At 52.0% G+C, this 19500-nt stretch carries 18 protein-coding genes and 1 pseudogene; 6 read left to right on the forward strand and 13 right to left on the reverse strand.

Annotation, left to right across the window (positions count from 1 at the left end; genetic code table 11):
* The 5 genes and pseudogenes from ACESLU_RS03815 to ACESLU_RS03835 all read left to right on the forward strand — a co-directional run.
* Positions 1-329 (forward strand): annotated as a pseudogene (locus ACESLU_RS03815) (NADPH-dependent assimilatory sulfite reductase hemoprotein subunit); the annotation flags it as partial.
* An 18-nt stretch (positions 330-347) separates the two neighbouring features.
* Positions 348-1169, forward strand: coding sequence for a uroporphyrinogen-III C-methyltransferase (cobA, locus tag ACESLU_RS03820; protein ID WP_372635369.1), 822 nt, complete (start codon positions 348-350; stop codon positions 1167-1169).
* 12 nt (positions 1170-1181) lie between these two features.
* Positions 1182-1961: a phosphoadenylyl-sulfate reductase gene (locus tag ACESLU_RS03825; RefSeq protein WP_372635372.1), complete on the forward strand. Its 780-nt coding sequence runs from the start codon at positions 1182-1184 to the stop codon at positions 1959-1961.
* Between the two features lies 1 nt (position 1962).
* Positions 1963-2646 carry a bifunctional precorrin-2 dehydrogenase/sirohydrochlorin ferrochelatase gene (locus ACESLU_RS03830; RefSeq protein WP_372635375.1) on the forward strand — a complete coding sequence of 228 codons (684 nt, stop codon included), beginning with the start codon at positions 1963-1965 and terminating at the stop codon, positions 2644-2646.
* A 274-nt stretch (positions 2647-2920) separates the two neighbouring features.
* Entirely contained in the window at positions 2921-3259 is a 339-nt protein-coding gene (locus ACESLU_RS03835; protein ID WP_372635377.1) for a 4Fe-4S binding protein, read from the forward strand.
* 80 nt (positions 3260-3339) lie between these two features.
* Here the strand turns inward: ACESLU_RS03835 and ACESLU_RS03840 are convergent, their stop codons facing one another.
* The 9 genes from ACESLU_RS03840 to ilvB all read right to left on the reverse strand — a co-directional run bounded on the left by ACESLU_RS03840 (position 3340) and on the right by ilvB (position 14270).
* A complete protein-coding gene (locus ACESLU_RS03840) occupies positions 3340-4743 on the reverse strand; it encodes a glycoside hydrolase family 140 protein (protein ID WP_372635380.1) in 1404 nt (467 codons plus the stop codon).
* A gap of 155 nt (positions 4744-4898) precedes the next feature.
* Positions 4899-6008, reverse strand: coding sequence for a 3-isopropylmalate dehydrogenase (leuB, locus tag ACESLU_RS03845; RefSeq protein WP_372635383.1), 1110 nt, complete (start codon positions 6006-6008; stop codon positions 4899-4901).
* Positions 5999-6574 (reverse strand): 3-isopropylmalate dehydratase, encoded by a 576-nt coding sequence (locus ACESLU_RS03850; RefSeq protein WP_372635385.1) that lies wholly within the window; start codon positions 6572-6574, stop codon positions 5999-6001. The genes leuB and ACESLU_RS03850 overlap by 10 nt, the downstream gene beginning before the upstream one ends.
* A 46-nt stretch (positions 6575-6620) precedes the next feature.
* The gene (locus tag ACESLU_RS03855) at positions 6621-7934 is read right to left on the reverse strand and encodes an aconitase/3-isopropylmalate dehydratase large subunit family protein (RefSeq protein WP_372635388.1); all 1314 of its coding nucleotides are present in this window, start codon (positions 7932-7934) and stop codon (positions 6621-6623) included.
* Between the two features lie 43 nt (positions 7935-7977).
* Positions 7978-9168 (reverse strand): 2-isopropylmalate synthase, encoded by a 1191-nt coding sequence (locus tag ACESLU_RS03860; RefSeq protein WP_372635391.1) that lies wholly within the window; start codon positions 9166-9168, stop codon positions 7978-7980.
* A gap of 149 nt (positions 9169-9317) precedes the next feature.
* Positions 9318-10910, reverse strand: coding sequence for a citramalate synthase (cimA, locus tag ACESLU_RS03865; RefSeq protein WP_372635393.1), 1593 nt, complete (start codon positions 10908-10910; stop codon positions 9318-9320).
* Entirely contained in the window at positions 10910-11938 is a 1029-nt protein-coding gene (gene ilvC, locus ACESLU_RS03870) for a ketol-acid reductoisomerase (protein ID WP_372635396.1), read from the reverse strand. Before ilvC ends, cimA begins: the two co-directional genes overlap by 1 nt.
* Before the next feature lie 55 nt (positions 11939-11993).
* Complete coding sequence (ilvN, locus tag ACESLU_RS03875) at positions 11994-12521, reverse strand: acetolactate synthase small subunit (RefSeq protein WP_372635400.1); 528 nt, start codon at positions 12519-12521, stop codon at positions 11994-11996.
* 3 nt (positions 12522-12524) lie between these two features.
* The gene (gene ilvB, locus ACESLU_RS03880; protein ID WP_372635403.1) at positions 12525-14270 is read right to left on the reverse strand and encodes a biosynthetic-type acetolactate synthase large subunit; all 1746 of its coding nucleotides are present in this window, start codon (positions 14268-14270) and stop codon (positions 12525-12527) included.
* 612 nt (positions 14271-14882) lie between these two features.
* Here ilvB and ilvD point away from each other — a divergent pair.
* The gene (ilvD, locus tag ACESLU_RS03885; RefSeq protein WP_372635416.1) at positions 14883-16562 is read left to right on the forward strand and encodes a dihydroxy-acid dehydratase; all 1680 of its coding nucleotides are present in this window, start codon (positions 14883-14885) and stop codon (positions 16560-16562) included.
* 90 nt (positions 16563-16652) lie between these two features.
* Here the strand turns inward: ilvD and ACESLU_RS03890 are convergent, their stop codons facing one another.
* From ACESLU_RS03890 to ACESLU_RS03905, 4 genes are all read right to left on the reverse strand, one after another.
* Positions 16653-17819, reverse strand: coding sequence for a PLP-dependent aspartate aminotransferase family protein (locus ACESLU_RS03890; RefSeq protein ID WP_372635406.1), 1167 nt, complete (start codon positions 17817-17819; stop codon positions 16653-16655).
* A gap of 5 nt (positions 17820-17824) precedes the next feature.
* Positions 17825-18244, reverse strand: coding sequence for an OsmC family protein (locus ACESLU_RS03895; protein ID WP_372635408.1), 420 nt, complete (start codon positions 18242-18244; stop codon positions 17825-17827).
* A gap of 113 nt (positions 18245-18357) precedes the next feature.
* The gene (hisIE, locus tag ACESLU_RS03900; protein WP_372635411.1) at positions 18358-18978 is read right to left on the reverse strand and encodes a bifunctional phosphoribosyl-AMP cyclohydrolase/phosphoribosyl-ATP diphosphatase HisIE; all 621 of its coding nucleotides are present in this window, start codon (positions 18976-18978) and stop codon (positions 18358-18360) included.
* A gap of 137 nt (positions 18979-19115) precedes the next feature.
* The coding region (locus tag ACESLU_RS03905) for a HisA/HisF-related TIM barrel protein (RefSeq protein WP_372635413.1) at positions 19116-19500 on the reverse strand (385 nt) is incomplete at its 5' end.

Raw genomic sequence — 19500 nt, forward strand, 5'->3', positions numbered from 1 at the left:
ATCTGGATGATGTGCTGCACGGCCTCGGACTCGAAGATGAGAAACTGTCCGTCCGCATGACGGGCTGTCCGAACGGCTGTTCCCGTCCCTATGTGGCCGACATAGGATTTGTTGGTCGTTCCCTCGACAAATATACCATCTTTATTGGTGGAGATCCTTCGGGTACACGGCTGAACAGAAAATATAAAGACCTGGTGGAACGCGAAAACCTGGTTGAGGAAGTCACGCCTCTGCTGGAACACTTTAGCAAAAACCGGATGAATGGCGAGTCTTTTAGTGACTTTTGGAGCCGGGTTGACGTGGAAGAAACCGAAGCAGTCTCTGTATAACCATCATTGAAAACTATTATGAGCACTCAAACATACCATACCCACGGCAAAGTTTATCTTGTGGGAGCGGGTCCGGGCGATCCCGATTTGATTACGGTGAAGGGGGCAGGGGTTCTGAAAAAGGCAGACGTCATTGTGTACGACCGCCTGGCCAATCCCGAACTCCTGGCGATGACCTCAGACCGGTCGGAACACCTGTATGTGGGTAAGCGTCCCGACAAGCCTTCCGTCTCTCAGTCGCAAATTAATCGTATCCTTGTCGCCAAAGCCCGCGAGGGAAAGGTTGTTGCCCGACTGAAAGGAGGGGATCCCTTTGTCTTCGGGCGGGGAGGCGAAGAGTGTGAAGCGCTGAAGGCCGCAAATATTTCATTCGAAGTCGTGCCCGGCATAAGCAGCGCACTGGCCGCTCCCGCTTTCGCCGGCATTCCGGTAACCCATCGCAAGGTGGCCCGGTCGTTTACGGTCGTTACCGGCCATACGGTCAGAAATGCCGATACTTTTGCCAACTGGGAGCACCTGGTTAATGCCGATACGCTGGTCATACTTATGGGAGTGAAAAGTCTTCCGAAGATAGCTGAGACGCTCACGCGGCTCGGGCGTCCATCGGATACCCCGGTCAGTGTTATTCAGCAGGCGACCTACCCGTCTCAACAAACGGTACTGGGAACGCTGGAGACCATTGCCGAAGAGGCCGAATCGCTGTCACCACCGGCGACCATCGTGATTGGAGAGCTGGCGGCCAAAAGCAGTGAGCTGGCCTGGTTTAATAGCAAGACCGGAGAAAGTGTCCAACAGGAAACTATTTCAAATTCCAGACCCCGAGCGCAATTTGCTGGTTAAAATATTTTAACAATGCATGAGCTTAAAGAAGAAATCATTCCCAATCAGAAGTTGTCAAAGGAATTTCTGGATAGCCTCAACAGGCAATTCGAAGTAGCGGGTCCCAGCCAGGTGCTGTTCTGGGGATACCACACCTTCGGGACCGATATGGTGCTGGGCACCGGTTTTGGTCCCTCAGGAATGTTTTTGATTTATCGCCTGTGGGAGCTTGGGATCAATATTCCCATTTTCTATCTGGACACTCACTTGTTATTTAATGAAACCTACGAGTTGAAAGATCGGGTCGAAAAACGCTTTGATCTTGAGATCACCAGGGTCACATCGGGTCTTTCGGTGGAGGAACAAGCTGAAAAATATGGAGAAAAGCTATGGGAAACGAATCCCAACCGCTGCTGCCACCTCAGGAAGGTCCTTCCGCTGCGCAATTATCTTTCCGACAAAAAGGCCTGGATCACCGGGCTGCGCAGAAGCCAGTCCGAGGACCGAAAGAATACCCAGTTTGTCGAATGGGATCCGGAAAACAAGGTGGTGAAAATCAATCCCCTGGCGAACTGGACGGGCAAGGAAGTGTGGAATTATATCCGGGGCAAAGGGCTTCCCTATAATCCACTGCACGACGAGGGGTATCCGAGCATCGGATGTATCCCGTGTACCCAGACGGTGGATAACGACGCGGAGGATGAGCGGGCAGGGCGCTGGAAAGGATTAGAGAAAACAGAATGCGGCATTCATCTCCCTGCACAGAAAAACGGCAACGGAACGAAGAAAAATTTTAATGGCAATGGGCAGTAAGATGGACATGTTTCCAATTTATTTACGGCGTTTGGATGAACGCCGGACCGTCGTGGTCGGGGGCGACCGCGAGGCCGAGGGCAAGGTGGAACAGCTGTTAGAGCGAAATGCAAAGCTCACGGTTATCAGTCCCCATTTAACCGATAAAATGCGGCGTTGGACAGGTGAAAACCGCTTCAAGTGGATCCCGCGCACTTATAAGCAGGGCGACCTGGAGGGAGCTTTCATGGCTATCGTGGCCGAATATGAAGGCGACGTGAACAAAAAAGTATACCAGGAAGCCAGGGAGCGGGGCATCCTCGTGAATGTAATGGATGATATCCCTCATGCCAACTTTGCCTTTGGTTCTATCGTAAAGCGCGGCCCGCTGACCATTTCCATATCGACCAGCGGTGCGGCCCCGGCTCTGTCGGTGCGGCTGCGCCAGCGCTTCGAGAAGGAATTTGGTCCCGAGTACGGAGATTTCCTGGACTTCATGCAGAAGCTGAGGAAGCCGATGTCGCGGCATTATTCCCGGTTTGAAACGCGAAAGCGGCTCTGGTATGAGGTCATCGATTCTGATGTGCTGAGTTTTTTTCGGAAGGGATCGATAAAGGAAGCCTATCAGAGGACCGCTGAGATTGTAGGCGAGGAGGTCGTAACCGACGCCCTGGGTGCATCAGCCATAGAAGAAATTGAGGCATGATATTCAATGGTGCGTATACACACAGTACCAATAGAAAGCTATGAAAAATTATAAAAGCTTGTCATTCTGAGCCTGTCAATGAATCTCCGGAATACCTATACCTATACCTATACCTATACCTATACCTATACCTATACCTATACCTATACCTATACCTATATTGCTAATGAAAGGAAATCCTGAAAATGACGACGTTCGGGAAAACGGATTGGTTTTTTTAAGCCCTTTAAATAATAATTCTAACTTTAATTCGACTAATAAATAAAATCTAACGATGGCGTATGTAGTTGCTGAACCATGCATTAATTGTAAATACACTCATTGCGCATCTGTCTGCCCGGTTGACGCATTTCGTGAGGGACCCAACTTTTTGGTAATAGATCCCTTTGAGTGCATCGATTGTGACGCCTGTGTACCGGAGTGCCCGGTAGAGGCTATCTATCCCGATGACGAAGTACCCCTGGAGTGGGAGCACTATATAGATTTGAACGACCGGCTCTCCGAGCAGTGGATCGACTATCACATTGATCAGACTACCGATCCCATGCCCGAGGCGGACCGGTGGGCGGAGAAAGAGGAGAAGGAAGAGCTGCTGGTGGAGTCGTGGAATTGAAGGACTCAGTCAGTCAGCCTTTTCGGATGCTGGATGACCCCTTCCAAAATAACAAACCACCTCAACCGGATATCTTCTCCTCAACGGACAGGGGGATATTCAACCTCTTCTTTATCGATAACGAGCACCCAGTCGTTGCCTCGCCTGGGGTCCGCAGGGGGATCAAAAGAGTGAACTTGCTGGGCTTTAAATGATTTCAAGTGTATGCTTTTACCCATCCGGGGATTAAACCACGAGGCTTTAACAATATGGTTGTCAAACATCGAGAGATCTATATCCAGGCTTTGTCCGTGTGGGACATAAATTAGGGCGAAGCTGTTGTCCCGGGCGCTCGCTGCGCGGGCGGGAGCAGCGCCCTGTAATGGATCTTTTGCTATAAGTTCCTGGTCTGGAATGAGTTTGTTAAATGGCCTGGACGTAAAAAGGGTCCGAAGGTGTTTCATCTGAAAAGCCCCGGGATAGTCCATTGCTTCATACCACGGAGTGCGGGCCGAAGATACCGGTTCTCGGCCGGACTCCCACATTTGCCAAATGTTGTGGTTGCCGTAGGTATGTCCCAAGGCCCCGGTCAGCATCGACCAATAGGCTGCCTGACGTACATCAAAAGCATGAAACCAGCCATTTTCGGGATCCCAGGAAACGGGATGATCTTCATAGCACGGTTCGCCGTCCAGCGCAGGCTTCACCGGGGATTTCTGATAATTGGAAAGCGTCATCCTGTAATTTTTGTTGTCGACCTTTCCGTGTCCCGACTGGAACATATTGAAGTCCAGCCATTCGGCATCATGAAACCATTGGCTTGAATTACTCCCTCCCTGCGGGTGATACGTCATGAGATGGGTACCATCATCACCCTGTTGAATGCCCTGGGCCATAGCGTGGATGATCTCATGATGCTGCTCTGTTTCGGGATTGCGGTCGCCTCCCATAATCCAGATGATCGGATCGTCTTTGTACCGCCTGCCCAGGAAAGCGCCAAAATCCCGGGCGTTCGGCGGAGTGAAAATTTCAGGTCCTTCGCCCCATTTCCTGTTAAACTTATCTCCCCAGGTCGGAAGCATCCCGATATAGAGTCCCAACGCTTCCGCCTTGTCAACGATAAAGTCGACATGTTCGAAATAGGATTCGTTCGGTTGAGTGGGATCGTGGTCAGCCAGCGGGATATTTCCATAGGGATTGGGGGTGGCGAGCCCGTCAAGCTCGGCTAACACGACCGCCTGGATAACGGTAAAGCCTTTTGCTGCCCTGTTTTCCAGATACCGGGTAGCTTCTTCGCGATCAAGCCGGTGGAAAAGCTCCCATGCCGTATCCCCCAGCCAAAAAAAAGGAGAGCCGTCTTCCTTGACCAAATACCGGTCGTTGTCACTGACGGAAAGGTTTTGTGCCTGAGCGGGGAGGGCAGGTTGAAGACAAATAATATAAGCGATAGCGACCACGGCGGTCGTAAGGAGTGTATAACTTTTTGCGCTCTTATTATGAGCCATGATCTTTGTTTTAAAATTGGTAGTATCCCATTTAGCCCGTATTTCTCGCAAAACAGATATGCCAGGGTTCTGAATCCTGGCATATTCGTCTTTGTTATACCTGTTATATTCTCCGGAACCGGATCCCGATACCCTACGGTCAAATACCCAGCTACCTACAGCAGCGTACCCGGCTGTAAATTGGGATTGAGGTGCTTCAGGACGGCGCTGCCCATCTCTGAGGTATCGACCACATATTCTTTGGAGGGGTCGGTCGAAATATCGCCGGTTCGGAACCCGTCGTTTAAGGTGGTTTCAATGGCTTCTTCAATTTCCCGTGCGGCCTCGGGCATATCCAGGGAATACCGGCACATAAGCGCCACGGAAGCGATGGTTGCCAGGGGATTCGCTTTGTTTTCCCCGGCTATGTCGGGCGCCGAACCGTGCACGGGTTCGTACATGGCGTGCTCTTCTCCAAGGCTGGCGGAGGGAAGCATACCGATGGAACCGGTGATCATGGAGGCTTCGTCGCTCAAAATATCGCCGAACATATTGCCGGTCACGATCACGTCAAACTGACTGGGATACCGCACCAGCTGCATGGCGCAGTTGTCGACCAGCATGTGCTCGAGGGTTATTTCGGGCCACTGCTTGGCCGACTCCGTCACCGTGCGCCGCCACAGCCGCGAGGAGTCGAGCACATTCGCCTTATCGACAGAAGTGACCTTGCGATTGCGGACGGCGGCCGTTTCAAAAGCGGTATGAACGATCCGTTCAACTTCTTCGGTGGTGTAAATCAGGGTGTCCACGCCGCGCTCGCCGGTTTCGGTTTTTTCGATCAGGCGGGGTCGGCCGAAATAGATGCCGCCGGTCAGTTCGCGGACAATCATAATGTCCACGTCCCGTATGATCTCCTCTTTCAGGGGAGAGGCGTGAATAAGCGATTCGTAGGTTTTTATGGGACGCAGGTTGGCGTAGAGGCCCAGTTCCTTGCGCAAGCCCAGGAGCGCTGCTTCGGGACGCTTGTCCTTGGGCTGGTCATCCCACTGGGAGCCGCCCACGGCGCCCAGCAAGACGGCATCGGCTTTTTTACAGGCCTCCAGGGCCTCCCGGGTAAGGGGACGTCCGAAGCGGTCAATGCTGGCTCCGCCGACCTCGTAGTTCTCCGTTTTCAATGTGTAATCGTGACGCTCGCAGACAGCTCGTAAAATCTTGACGGCCACTGAGGTCACTTCCGGTCCGATACCGTCGCCGGGTAGTACTGCAATTTCTTTGGTTATTGACATGGAATCATCCCCTCTTTTCGTGCGAATTCAAAAATCCCGCCGGCATTTACAATATCTGCAACGCTGCCCAGGGGACGAATGTCATAGGTTTCGTTTTGGGTGATATTTTTAACCACCCGCTCCTGGGGATGGATTTCCAGCTCGTCGCCGGTGTGTACTTCCTTGCTCAGGTCCTTGAGACTTTCATAGGGAATGACAAAGCCGCCGTCTACCGAGTTGCGGTAAAATATGCGTGCGAAGGTGGGGGCGATGATGGCCTGCACGCCGGCGATATCCAGGGAGGCCGGGGCATGCTCGCGGGACGACCCGCACCCGAAATTAGGTCCCCCCACAATAATATTAAACTCACTTTCGAACCGGTCTTTCTCGACCAGCGGGATGTTTCCCTGGGGGAGCCCCGATTCGGCATCCGGCACGCCCGATAAGGCATAACGGCCGTAAAACTTTCGCTCTTCCGGGTCGTCTAAACTGTATACGAGATGTTCCGCGGGAATAATCTGGTCGGTGTCGATATTTTTACCGAGCACAAACGCTTTTCCTGTAATAATTTGCTGCTGATTAGCCATAATAAATTATGAAGAAATAATATTGATTGGTGATTCGATCTGTATACTATATAACGGTTTGCTGTATAAAGACACGCGGGTCCGTAATCTTTCCGGTTACGGCCGATGCCGCCACGGTATACGGGGAAGCAAGATACACCTGCGATTCTTTGGAGCCCATGCGTCCCGGATAGTTGCGGTTGGTTGTAGAGATACAAACCTCCTGGTTGTTGAGCCGTCCGAACGTATCGGAGGGTCCGCCCAGGCAGGCCGCGCAGGACGCCTGTCCGATTTTACAGCCCGCTTCTCTGAAAATATCAATCAGCGGTTTGCCGTTCAGGGTATGCGTTTCAAGTCCCTCTGCAATTTCGGTCGTGGCGGGTACAATATAGGTGTCAAGCTTAAGGTCGTTACCGGCAATAATTTCTGCCGCCGCTTCAAAGTCAGACAATTTACCCCCCGTGCACGAGCCGATATAGGCGCGATCGAGCTCCGTGCCCTCCAGCTCCAGGGCCGTGGCTTTGTTATCCGGGCTGTGGGGCTTTGCGACCATCGGTACCATGTCTTCGAGATTGTACTGGTATCTGCTGTGGTAGGTTGCATCCGGATCGCTGTAGACGGGTTCAAAATCCTTGTCGGTGCGCTGTCGAACATACGCTTCCGTTTTGGCATCCGGTTCGACGACCCCGTTCTTGCCTCCCGCTTCAATGACCATATTCGTGAGGGTCATCCGGTCTTCCATGGACATGACGCTGATGCCGGGACCGCCAAACTCCATGGTGCGGTAGGTGGCGCCGTCAACACCGATATCGCCGATAATTTTCAGAATGATATCTTTAGCCATAATATAGGGCGGCATAGAAGTGCCTTCAAAATCAAAACGCATCGTTTCGGGCACTTTGACCCAGAGCTGGCCGGTTCCCATGATAAAAGCGGCGTCCGTATTCCCGATGCCGGTGGCAAACTGTCCGAATGCTCCGGCCGTACAGGTATGGGAATCCGTACCAAAAAGCACTTCGCCCGGCCGCGTAAATCCTTCTTCCGGCAGAGCGATGTGGCAAACACCCTTGTAATCCTCGGAACCGACATCATAAAAATAGGGGAGGTCCTGGTCCGCAGCAAAAGCCCGAAGGATATCCACATTGCGGTTGGCGTATTTATCTTTGGTGAAGATGTAGTGGTCCGGAATGATGACAAGTTTTTCTTTATCCCATACGCGGGCATCTTCGCCAAACTGATTTTTAAAAATACCGATTGACGGGGGACCGCAAACATCATGGGTCATCAGTACATCTACGTCTACCCAGACACTTTCGCCGGGTTCCACGGAGGAAGCACCACTGTGGTTTGCTAATATTTTTTCGGTGAGGGTCATTCCCATAATTCTGATCTTTTAAGAGTATTTGAAATTAAGTAAGTGAGAGTTAACTGGTCATCGTCGTATCACCCGAAACCTTCTGCTGGGGCAGTGTTTCACTGACCAGTGCCAGCAGTTCCTGCTCGTCAACGATTTTTTTCTCATCGGCAAGATTAGTGAACTTCAGGTAGACCTGGTTCAATTCATCCTTGCCGAGAGAATATCCCAGTTTCTGGAGCTTTTTATTGAGTGCAAAGCGGCCCGAGTGTTTACCGAGCACAATCTTGTTGCCGGTTAAGCCCACGGATTCCGGGGTCATAATTTCATAGGTCATCGGGTTGTTCAGGACGCCGTGCTGGTGAATGCCGGCTTCATGAGCAAACGCATTCTCACCGACGATGGCCTTGTTCAGCTGTACCTTGTTTCCGGTGATCTCCGTGAGGAGTTTGCTTGTAGGCATCAGCTGATCCGTCGCAATATTCGTATATTTGCCCATGTTATTCTTTCGGGTTGCCATCGCCATAACAATTTCTTCGAGCGAAGCGTTGCCTGCCCGTTCCCCGATGCCATTGATGGTACATTCAATCTGTTGTGCGCCATTACGCACGGCCATAAGCGAATTGGCGACGGCTACTCCCAAGTCATTGTGGCAGTGCACACTCAGGGTGGCCTGTTCAATATTGGGCACATTTTCGCGGATACTTCGGATCAGCTCTCCGAATTCCCAGGGCAGGGCATACCCCACGGTATCGGGCACGTTGATGACCCTGGCCCCCGCATTAATCACGGCCGTAAAAACCTCGTACAGGAATTCAGGATCACTGCGTGAGGCGTCCTCGGCCGAAAATTCCACTTCATCACAGAATTTGCCGGCATATTCCACGGCTGATACCGCAGACTGCAGGACCTGCTCCCTGTTTTTTTTCAGTTTATACTCCATGTGAATGTCCGATGTAGCAATAAACGTGTGGATTCGAGGCCTGGCTGCCGGTTCAACAGCTTCTGCTGCCCGGTCGATATCCCTGGTGGTCGTCCGGCAGAGCGCAGCGACGGTACTTTCCTTGATCTGCTGGCTTATTTTTCTAACCGTTTTGAAGTCTCCTTCCGATGCAATGGGAAAACCGGCTTCGATAACATCCGCCTTTAGACGTTCAAGCTGGAGGGCAAGCCGCAGTTTTTCATCCTGGTTCATGCTAAATCCCGGAGACTGTTCTCCATCTCGAAGTGTCGTATCAAAAATTTTAATTTGGTTTTCCATAGTGGTGGAGTTAAAGATATTGAAAGTTAAATTCTCACAATAGTGCAAGGTTGCAGGCGACGTAAAACTGTTATTCGTTCTGCTGTCATAACATAACAGTGTAGTATATTTGGTGCTGTATGCAGGATATTCATATTTCCAATCATGAATTAAATGGCTTCTTTTTGTTGTATGCTTTTCTGTTTCTGGGCCAGGTAATAGCCAAAGCTGTCCGTAAGAGCCTGCCAGCTGGCATCAATGATGTTGTGAGATACGCCCACCGTGCCCCAGCTTTTCCCGTGCTCAGCCGAGTCGATAAGTACGCGCACATCCGCACCGGTACCGTCTTTTTCATTCAGTACCCTCACCTTGTAGTCGTTCAGATGCATATTGCTTATTTCCGGGTAGAATTTGTGCAGGGCTTTCCGCAGTGCTTTATCCAGAGCGTGGACCGGTCCGTTGCCTTCGGCCGCACAGTGTTCCACCTGGTCGTTGACTTTGATACGCAGGGTAGCCTCCGTGCGCGAGCTGCCGGAAACGTTTTTTTCCACAATGATACGGAATCCTTCCAGCTTGAAGAACTCTTCCCATACGCCCGTCATCCGTTTGACCAGAAGCTCGAATGAAGCTTCAGCCGCTTCAAACTGATAGCCTTGGTTCTCCAGCTCTTTAAGCTTTTGTACGATTTCAGATACGTTCTCACCGTACTTGTCCAGTTTGATGCCCAGCTGCTCGGCTTTATAGCTGACATTGCTTCGGCCGGACAGGTCCGATACCAGTACCCGCCGGCTGTTGCCCACCCGGTCTGGACGAACGTGCTCGTAGGTATCCTCATTCTTCATCACCGCGCTGACGTGGATGCCGCCCTTGTGGGCAAAGGCACTGCGTCCCACATACGGTTGACGGATATCAGGATTCAGATTGGCCAGCTCGCTTACAAATCGCGAAAGGGCCGTCAATTCTTCCATTTTTTCATCAGGGATGCATTCATAATTTTGTTTGAGCTGAAGGTTCGGAATCAGCGAGCAGAGATTGGTATTGCCACACCGCTCGCCATAGCCATTAACAGTTCCCTGTACATGATTGCACCCGCTTCGTACGGCGGCCATGGCATTGGCCACCCCCAGCTCGCAGTCGTTGTGGGCGTGGATACCCACCGGAATGTCAACCTGTCTGCGTACTTCAGCCACAATTTCGGATACCTCGTACGGCAGGGTCCCCCCGTTGGTATCACATAAAACGACCGTATCGGCACCGGCCTCTTCCGCTGCCTTGAGCGTGGAGAGCGCGTACCCGGGATCCGATTTATAGCCGTCAAAAAAATGCTCGGCATCATAGATAACTTCCTTGCCGTGCTGTTTGAGGAAGTCGACGGAATCGCGAATGATGTCAATATTCTGTTCCGCTGTAATTTGCAGTGCTTTTTCAACATGAAGTAACCAGCTCTTGCCGAAAATACAGACGACAGAAGTGCCCGCTTCAACCAGTAACTGGAGGTTTCGGTCCTCCCCCGGTGACGACCCCGCCCGGCAGGTACTGCCGAAAGCCACAATCCTGGCATGCTCGAACGAGGCATCGGCCGCCAGTTTGAAAAATTCCATATCACGGGGATTGGAGCCCGGCCATCCGCCTTCGATATAATCAATGCCGAAGTCATCCAGCTGCCGGGCGATCCGCAGCTTATCTTCTGCAGAAAAAGCCACTTTTTCGCCCTGGGTTCCATCCCGGAGCGTGGTATCAAATATGTTGATTGATTTGTTCATTATTCAGCTGCTGTTTCTGCGACTTCTTCATTGTCTTTGTCAATCCAGTCCATCATGGAGCGGAGTTCCCTGCCTACGGTTTCAATTTTATGTTTGCTCAGATCACTGCGCAGCGATTTAAGCCTGGGAAGCCCGTCCTTGTTTTCCTGGATCCATTCGTTGGCAAACGTATGGTCCTGCACTTCTTTGAGAAGTGCTTTCATACGCTCTTTTGTCGAAGAGTCGACTATCCTGGTCCCCCGGGTAAGTCCCCCGTACTCGGCCGTGTCGCTGACCGAGTAATACATGCGTTCAATGCCGCCCTCGTACATCAGGTCTACAATCAGCTTCAGCTCGTGGAGACACTCAAAGTAGGCGATTTCGGGCTGATAGCCGGCTTCTACAAGAACTTCAAATCCCTGTTTGACCAACTCGGATGCACCGCCGCAAAGCACGGCCTGCTCCCCGAAAAGGTCGGTCTCGGTTTCTTCTTCAAAGGTCGTTTCAAGTACGCCGGCCCGGGTTCCGCCGAGTGCCTTGGCATACGCCAGGGCGGTTTCCCTGGCTGTTCCCGTGTAATCCTGCTCGATAGCGATCAGGCAGGGCACACCGGAGCCTTTTTGATACACGCGGCGCACCAGATGGCCCGGGCTTTTGGGGGCAACCATAAATACGTCTACATCGGGATCGGGCTCTATTTGTCCGAAATGAATGTTAAAGCCATGGGCAAAGGCCAGTACGTTGCCTTCCGTTAAATGCGGTTGAATTTCTTTTTTATAGACATCAGCCTGGTGTTGGTCGGGGATTAAAATCATGACGATATCGCCGGCTTCGGCCGCTTCCGCCGTTGGCAATACCTTCAGGCCGGCTTTTTGGGCATCTTCGCGCGAGGAACTGCCGTCCCGAAGTCCCACGACGACATCAATGCCACTTTCTTTGAGATTCAGAGCATGTGCGTGTCCCTGACTACCATACCCAATGATGGCAACCGTTTTATCGCTTAGATAGTTAAGGTCGGCATCGTCGTTATAATACGTTTTAGCTTTCATGTCTACTTCTTCGTTTAATGATTTATGAGTTTAATTCTATTTCTTCCAGAATATATTATACATTTCCGTCAAATTCTCTTTTGAGCGCTACACTCCCGGTCCGCGCTACTTCGTCCACTCCAAAAGGATAGAGCATACCGATAAAGGCATTAACTTTATCACGGTTACCGGTCACTTCAATCGTCAGTTTCTCCGGGCTGATATCAATGACTTTGGCCCGGAAAACCTGGGCTATCTGCATGATTTCCGACCGGCTGGATCGGGTGGCGGTCACTTTGATGAGGGCCAGTTCCCGATCCACGAAGCTGTCGTAGGTCAGGTCATTGACTTTCACGACGTCAATAATCTTGTTGAGCTGTTTGGTGATCTGCTCAATAATCTGTACATCGCCGTGCGTTGTGATGGTGATACGGGCCAGGTCTGATTTTTTGCCTGACCCAAAACTGATACTGTCGATTTCGAACCCTTTGCCGCTAAAAATGCCGATAATGCGGGAAAGGGCGTTTAAGTTATAGCTGACCAGTACCGAGAGCGTGTGTTTTTCACCTGTTTTTTCCTTCGTCACATTGTTTGTCTGTTTCATTATTTACTCGTCGCCCTCGACCATTTCGTTTAATGCGGCGCCTGCGGGAACCATCGGATAACAATTTTCGTGTTCTTCAACCTTGAAATCCATAACCACGGGACGGTCATGGATCGCCATCGCCTGTTCCAGGACCTCGTCCATTTCTTTGGGGTTGGTGGCCCGGAGGCCGACGGCCCCGTAGCTTTCGGCCAGTTTCACAAAATCGGGATTCCCTTTCTTCAGGATCGAGTGGCTGTAGCGCTTGTTGAAAAACAGCTCCTGCCACTGCCGCACCATCCCCAGGCATTCATTATTCATGATCGCAATTTTCAGGGGAACCTCATATTCGACGGCCGTCGCCAGTTCATAAGCCGTCATTTGGAAGCCGCCGTCGCCCGTGATACAGACCACCGTACGGTCGGGACAGCCGAAAGCCGCTCCCATGGCCGCCGGGAACCCGTAGCCCATCGTTCCCAGTCCCCCGGAGGAGAGGAACGAGCGCGGGTAATTAAAGGTATAATGCTGCGCCGCCCACATCTGGTGCTGGCCGACGTCCGTCACAACAATAGCCTCTCCATTGGTAAACTCCGAGATTCGTTCGATCATCAGCTGAGGTTTAATCGTTGTTTCCGATTCAGGTACCTTCAGCGGATGTTCGCGCTTCCAGGTATTGATGGTGTCCCACCACTCCTCAGTATCAGGTTTTGTCGCCTGACGATCGATGCCCGGCAGTACTTTTTTGACATCGCCAACAATGGGAATATCCACCGCAACGTTTTTGCCGATATTGGAAGGGTCGATATCGATATGAATTTTCTTGGAATGGGGAGAAAAACCATCCAGCCGGCCCGTAACCCGGTCATCGAACCGGGCCCCGACGGCCAGTAATACATCACATTCGGTCATCGCCATATTCGCATAATAGGTGCCGTGCATGCCCAGCATGCCCACCGATTGCGGCTTGCTTTCCGGAAAGCCGCCCAGTCCCATTAACGTAGTGGTAACGGGGATGTTCAACCGTTCGGCCATCGCCGTAAGTTCTTCCCAGGCTTCTCCCAGTACCGCACCTCCGCCGGCATAGATCAACGGTTTTTTGGCTTTGCTGAGCAGTTGGGCTGCCTTGAAAATTTGTGTTGTATGACCCTCTTCCGTCGGCTTATAGCTGGGGATAGAAATCTTTTTGAGTCCGCTGTAGCGGCATTCGGTATTCAGCATATCCTTGGGAAGATCCACCAGCACCGGACCCGGGCGCCCGCTTGTCGCTACATGAAAGGCCTCCCGGACCACCTGTTCGAGATTATTGACGTCTTTGACCAGGTAGTTGTGCTTGGTAATGGGACGGGTAATGCCCACAATATCCGCCTCCTGAAACGCATCATTGCCGATCAGCTCCGTCGGCACCTGTCCCGTGAATACAACCATGGGAATGGAATCCATCGCGGCGGTGGCAATACCGGTGACCGTATTGGTGCCGCCCGGTCCGGACGTCACCAGTACCACTCCGGCCTTGCCGGTAGCGCGGGCATAGCCGTCAGCGGCATGTGCACCCGCTTGCTCATGTCGTATCAGCACATGGTTAATATCATGCTCGTCAAATAGTGCGTCGTAGATAGGCAGTACCGCCCCGCCCGGATAGCCGAAAATAGTATCAACCCTGATATCTTTAAGGGTTCGGATCAGCAGTTCCGCGCCGTTTAAAACAGCGGGTTCGGGTGTCTGGGATTTGTTTGTTGCACTGTCGATTGGTTGTGTTTTTGCTTGTGCCATGTGACCTGGTAAATATACTTTTCCCACCAGAGGTCAGAAGGAAGTAAACTTGTTAGTTGAACTTTTATTCTAACCCCTGGCTGCTATTATTAGCTGATAATTAGAATTAGGTTAATAATGCCAGAAATTAGAACAGGTAGAATAAGTAGAATACTAATTAAACCTATTTCAGGAGAGATAGAAACAGCTGCCGATATGAACAACGAGAGAACGAATATCAATGAAATATAATCCTGCGCGGACAATCCGAATAAAGTTTCGGAAGGTGCTGCAGTAGCGGATGTATGTGATACTTGTGTATTCAACGGTTGCTGTCTTTTCAATTAAGAATATGCATGATAGAAAAAGGAGCATTCGTTGTCAAATAAAAAAGCAACTTTTTTTATTTTTTTCTCTTGTTTAGTTCGTGGATTCTTTTAGTTTTTAAACGTTATTTGAAATGGTTAGCCTCGGTTGTGCAACCCGAATATTTTTGGTGAGGTAAGGAGGTCCCACTCCTTTCGTTACGGCTGTAGGTTCATTACAACCAAAGAAAGAACCCTCATATGAGATACGGGTTGGATTTCCGAATACCAGAAACAGTTTTTTAAACAGATAAAGATAATGGATTTTATGGGCCGTAAACTCAATAAGTACAGTTCTCAACTTACGCAACAGCAATCTCAGGTGGGCTCACGTGCCATGCTTTACGGTGCGGGATTGACGGATGAAGATATGGATAAAGCCCAGGTGGGCATCGCCAGTACCGGGTGGGAGGGGAATCCCTGCAATATGCACCTTAATGACCTGGCAAGGCATGTCCGCGAGAGCACCTGGGATGCGGGACTGGTGGGACTGATATTTCACAGCATCGGGGTGAGTGACGGCATTTCCATGGGTACGGAGGGCATGAAATACTCTCTGCAGTCGCGCGAAATTATTGCCGACTCCATTGAGACCGTAATGCGGGCCCAGTGGTATGATGCGAATATCTCGATTGTGGGGTGTGACAAGAATATGCCTGGCTCGGTGATTGCCATGGCCCGCCTGAACCGTCCTTCGATCATGGTGTACGGGGGCACCATCAGTCCGGGCAAGCTCAATGGAGAGGATCTCAATCTCGTGTCAGCCTTTGAATCCTACGGCGAATATCTTTCCGACAATATTGATGAGGATGAGCTGAATGAGGTTATCCGGCATGCCTGTCCCGGCGCAGGGGCCTGCGGGGGTATGTATACCGCCAATACCATGGCCTCGGCGATTGAGACGATGGGCATGAGTCTCCCGTTCAGTTCTTCTATTCCGGCTACCCACCGCCAAAAAACAGAGGAATGCCGGAAGGCGGGAGAGGCTATCCTGCACCTGCTGGAAGAAGACATCAAGCCGCGGGATATCATCACCCGAAGAGCTCTGGAGAATGCGGTCACGATTACGGTGGCACTCGGCGGGTCGACGAATGCGGTGATGCACCTGCTGGCGATTGCGCGGTCGGCCGAAGTCCCTTTCAGCATTGATGACTTCCAGGAGATCAGCAACCGCACGCCTTTTCTGGCCGATCTCAAACCCAGCGGCAAATATATGATGGAAGACCTTTATAATGTGGGGGGCGTCCCGGCAGTGCAGAAACTGTTGCTGAAAGAGGGATTTCTGCAGGGAGATTGCCTCACGGTTACCGGCAAGACCCTGGAAGAGAATGTGGCCGATGTACCCGGTTTGTTTGAAGAGCAAAACATCATTGCACCGGTAGAGAACCCGATAAAGGAGACGGGACACCTGCAGGTCTTGTACGGCAATTTGGCTCCGGAGGGTGCAGTAGCCAAAATTACGGGTAAAGAGGGGACCAAGTTCACCGGAACGGCCCGGGTCTATAATTCGGAAGAGGAGAGCCTGAAAGCCATCCAGGATGGAAAAGTACAGAAAGGGGATGTTGTCGTTATACGGTATGAGGGACCCAGGGGGGGACCCGGGATGCGCGAGATGCTCTCAATTACGGCGGCTATCATGGGAGCGGGACTCGGTAAAGAGGTGGCGCTTATTACCGACGGGCGCTTTTCGGGCGGGAGCCACGGTTTTGTAATTGGGCACGTAACGCCGGAGGCGCAGGTCGGCGGACCGATCGCCCTGATCGAAGATGGAGACACCATCACTATTGATGCCGATGAGCGCATCATAAAGGTAGAGCTTTCCGACGAGGAGCTGGAAAAGCGCCTCGAGCACTGGGAGGCCCCGCCACTGCAGGTTACCAGCGGCACGCTGTACAAGTATGCCCAATTGGTCTCTTCCGCTTCCGAGGGGTGTGTTACGGATCAGTGATCAGTGCGGCAGGGGAACAGTGTTTCATTTATGCGTTCGTTGAAAATACAAGTCCTCTTCACGGTTAAAACACAGGTTACCCAGCTGCCCTTAGCCGAGTGCCTGCTCAATATCTTCTTGAATGTCCTCAATCGCTTCGAGTCCCACCGCAATGCGCACCATGCCGGGCGTAATATTGACGGCCGCCCGTTCTTCGTCGGTTAGTTTGGAATGGGTGGTCGAAGCCGGGTGGGTGGCTATGGTGCGGGTATCGCCCAGGTTGGCGGACAGCGAAAGGGTATTCAGCCTGTCCAGGAACTGCTTGGCCGCTTCATAGCCCCCGCTGATGTTAAACGAGACGACACCGCCTCCTTTCTTCATCTGCTTTTGAGCCAGCGCATGCTGGGGATGGCTCGGAAGGAAAGGGTACTTGACCCATTCCACCTTCGGCTGCTCTTCCAGGAATGCTGCCAGCGTCAGCGCATTTTCACAGTGACGGTCCATGCGGACGGGCAGGGTTTCCAGGCTTTTGGAGAACAACCAGGCATTGAAAGGAGAGAGGGCCGGTCCGGAATGGCGGGTAAAAAAGCTGATTTCATCAATATAGCGCTCCTTGCCGACAATCACACCCCCGATACCGCGTCCCTGTCCATCGATAAATTTGGTGGCGGAATGCAGGCTGATATCTGCCCCGTATGCCATCGGCTTTTGCAGGTATGGGGTGGCAAAGCAGTTATCGACAATCATAATCAGTCCGTGAGCTTCGGCCAGCTGTCCCGCCCATTCCAGGTCGATGAGATCCAGTCCCGGGTTGGAGGGTGTTTCCAGAAAAAGCACCCGGGTATTGTCCTTAATAAGCGACTCCCACTCTTCCGGGGTATCGATATTTCCGTAGGAATAACCGATGCCCCACTTGGGCAGAATACCGTTGAGAATCTGATGCGACGAGCCAAACAGCGACCGGCAGGCCAGCACGTGATCGCCCTGTTCCAGCAGGCCGGCAAGGCTGGAGAATATAGCCGACATGCCCGAAGCGGTGGCTACCCCGGCGGGGGCCTCTTCCAGCTGACACATCTTTTGAACAAACTCGTCAACATTCGGATTGGAATACCGGCTGTAGACATTGCCTTCCACTTCATTGGCAAAAAGCGCGCGGGCGTGGTCGGCCGAGTCAAAGACAAAGCTCGACGTCAAAAACAGCGGGGTTGAGTGTTCCCGCTGATCCGTGTGCGGGGTTTGCGTTCGTATGGCGTCTGTTTCCGGGTCTTTTTTACTCATGACGGTTATTGAGGAGGATTAATTTCGTAGCTGTGGGTAATCTCGGAAGTCTTTTCCAGCGTTTTGGAAACCGAGCAGTACTTGTTCAGCGATAAGCTGATGGCGCGTTCCACCTTGCGCTGGTCAAGGTCGCCGGTAAAGATATAGTGGAGATGGATCGTCTTGAACTCCGAATACGTCCCGGTCTTTTGCCGGTCTCCATCCACGACGACCTCGAGATCCTGCAGATCCTGTTTCTGTTTCTCCAGGATGCCGATGATATCGATGGCGCTGCATCCGCCCGCACCGGCCAGTAAAAGCTGCATGGGACTCATTCCCCCTTCCAGTCCGCCTACGCTTCTGGAGCCATCCATCCGGATAAGTCCCCCTTCCTCGTTAGCGGCTTCCATGTGAGTTCCTTCGTGCTGGTCGATCGTAATTTTCATGAAGAGTAACAGGTTTGATGGTAATTAAGAAGGCGGGAACTTACATAAATAGGATGACGGAATAAAGGTTCGGCAGGGATAAAAAAACAGGGACCGGAGCCGAAACATAAAAATTATTCCGGCTGGTGCCGCTCCTCCAGTTGTCCCACCACCTGTGCCAGCGATATATCCTTTTCCGCCAGCAGTACCATCAGGTGATAAAGCAGATCCGAGACCTCGCCCACAAAGGCGTTCCCGTCGTTATTTTTGGCCTCGATAATGGTTTCCACCGCCTCTTCACCCACTTTTTGAGCAATCATATCCACCCCTTCATCGAAGAGACGCGTAGTATAAGAATCCTCCGGCCGTTCGCTCTTGCGGCCGGCGATCAGCTGTTCCAGGCGGTTGAGAAAATCCAGATTTTGCTTCGGCTTGAATTCTTTTTGGAAAAAACAGGACCGGTTGCCCGTATGGCACGTGGGTCCCTGCGGACGGGCCAGCACGAGCAGCGTATCGTGGTCGCAATCCTGCTGCAGGTCTACCAGTTCCAGGAAATTGCCCGAGGTTTCGCCTTTGGTCCACAGCCGCTCTTTCGTGCGGCTGTAAAACGTTACCCGCTCTTGTTCGAGGGTGGTTTCGAGGGCCTTTTCATTCATATAGCCCAGCATGAGTACCTGGAAATTATCCGCATCCTGAATCACAGCGGGCATAAGTCCCCCGCCTTTCTCAAAGTCTAAGGTGTTGATATCAATCATGGTATACCTGTTGCCTAAAGCGTATTTAGCGTTCCGTCTTTCATTTTGTCTGTTGCCTGCTGGAGTAGGCCGAAACTCCGAAAAACACCGTAAAACCTGTCCTTCCAGATTACCTACCGGAAACGGCACGGTACAAGTTATACTTTTGTGTTACGTACCGGGATGTTTGATTTCCCCAGTTCTTCCTTGAGATTAGCTATGTCAATTTCTCCGAAGTGAAAGATGCTGGCCGCCAGGACGGCATCCGCCTTGCCGGTCTTGACCGCATCGATACAGTGCCGGACCGTCCCCGCACCCCCGCTGGCGATGACCGGGATCGAGACCCGGTCGTTTACCGCGGAAAGCAGTTCGAGGTCGAAACCGGATTTGGTTCCGTCGCGGTCCATGCTGGTCAGCAGGATTTCACCCGCACCCCGCCGCTCGGCTTCGGTAATCCACTGCAGGGCATCCTTGCCGGTATTCTTTGAGCCCCCCGAAATGTAGACCGTCCACTGCGACCCGGTTCGCTTGGCGTCCACGGCC

It is taken from the genome of Fodinibius sp. (assembly GCF_041642155.1).
Taxonomy (GTDB): domain Bacteria; phylum Bacteroidota; class Rhodothermia; order Balneolales; family Balneolaceae; genus Fodinibius.

Coding starts and splice junctions, on each gene's coding strand:
- leuB (WP_372635383.1), bottom strand. CDS start 6,008: ATGTCAATAACCAAAGAAATTGCAGTACTACCCGGCGACGGTATCGGA.
- ACESLU_RS03890 (WP_372635406.1), bottom strand. CDS start 17,819: ATGAGTAAAAAAGACCCGGAAACAGACGCCATACGAACGCAAACCCCG.
- hisIE (WP_372635411.1), bottom strand. CDS start 18,978: ATGATTGATATCAACACCTTAGACTTTGAGAAAGGCGGGGGACTTATG.
- ACESLU_RS03850 (WP_372635385.1), bottom strand. CDS start 6,574: ATGGCTAATCAGCAGCAAATTATTACAGGAAAAGCGTTTGTGCTCGGT.
- ACESLU_RS03855 (WP_372635388.1), bottom strand. CDS start 7,934: ATGGGAATGACCCTCACCGAAAAAATATTAGCAAACCACAGTGGTGCT.
- cimA (WP_372635393.1), bottom strand. CDS start 10,910: ATGAACAAATCAATCAACATATTTGATACCACGCTCCGGGATGGAACC.
- ACESLU_RS03840 (WP_372635380.1), bottom strand. CDS start 4,743: ATGGCTCATAATAAGAGCGCAAAAAGTTATACACTCCTTACGACCGCC.
- ACESLU_RS03895 (WP_372635408.1), bottom strand. CDS start 18,244: ATGAAAATTACGATCGACCAGCACGAAGGAACTCACATGGAAGCCGCT.
- ACESLU_RS03830 (WP_372635375.1), top strand. CDS start 1,963: ATGGACATGTTTCCAATTTATTTACGGCGTTTGGATGAACGCCGGACC.
- ilvN (WP_372635400.1), bottom strand. CDS start 12,521: ATGAAACAGACAAACAATGTGACGAAGGAAAAAACAGGTGAAAAACAC.
- ACESLU_RS03860 (WP_372635391.1), bottom strand. CDS start 9,168: ATGGAAAACCAAATTAAAATTTTTGATACGACACTTCGAGATGGAGAA.
- ACESLU_RS03825 (WP_372635372.1), top strand. CDS start 1,182: ATGCATGAGCTTAAAGAAGAAATCATTCCCAATCAGAAGTTGTCAAAG.
- cobA (WP_372635369.1), top strand. CDS start 348: ATGAGCACTCAAACATACCATACCCACGGCAAAGTTTATCTTGTGGGA.
- ACESLU_RS03835 (WP_372635377.1), top strand. CDS start 2,921: ATGGCGTATGTAGTTGCTGAACCATGCATTAATTGTAAATACACTCAT.
- ilvC (WP_372635396.1), bottom strand. CDS start 11,938: ATGAAAGCTAAAACGTATTATAACGACGATGCCGACCTTAACTATCTA.
- ilvB (WP_372635403.1), bottom strand. CDS start 14,270: ATGGCACAAGCAAAAACACAACCAATCGACAGTGCAACAAACAAATCC.
- ilvD (WP_372635416.1), top strand. CDS start 14,883: ATGGGCCGTAAACTCAATAAGTACAGTTCTCAACTTACGCAACAGCAA.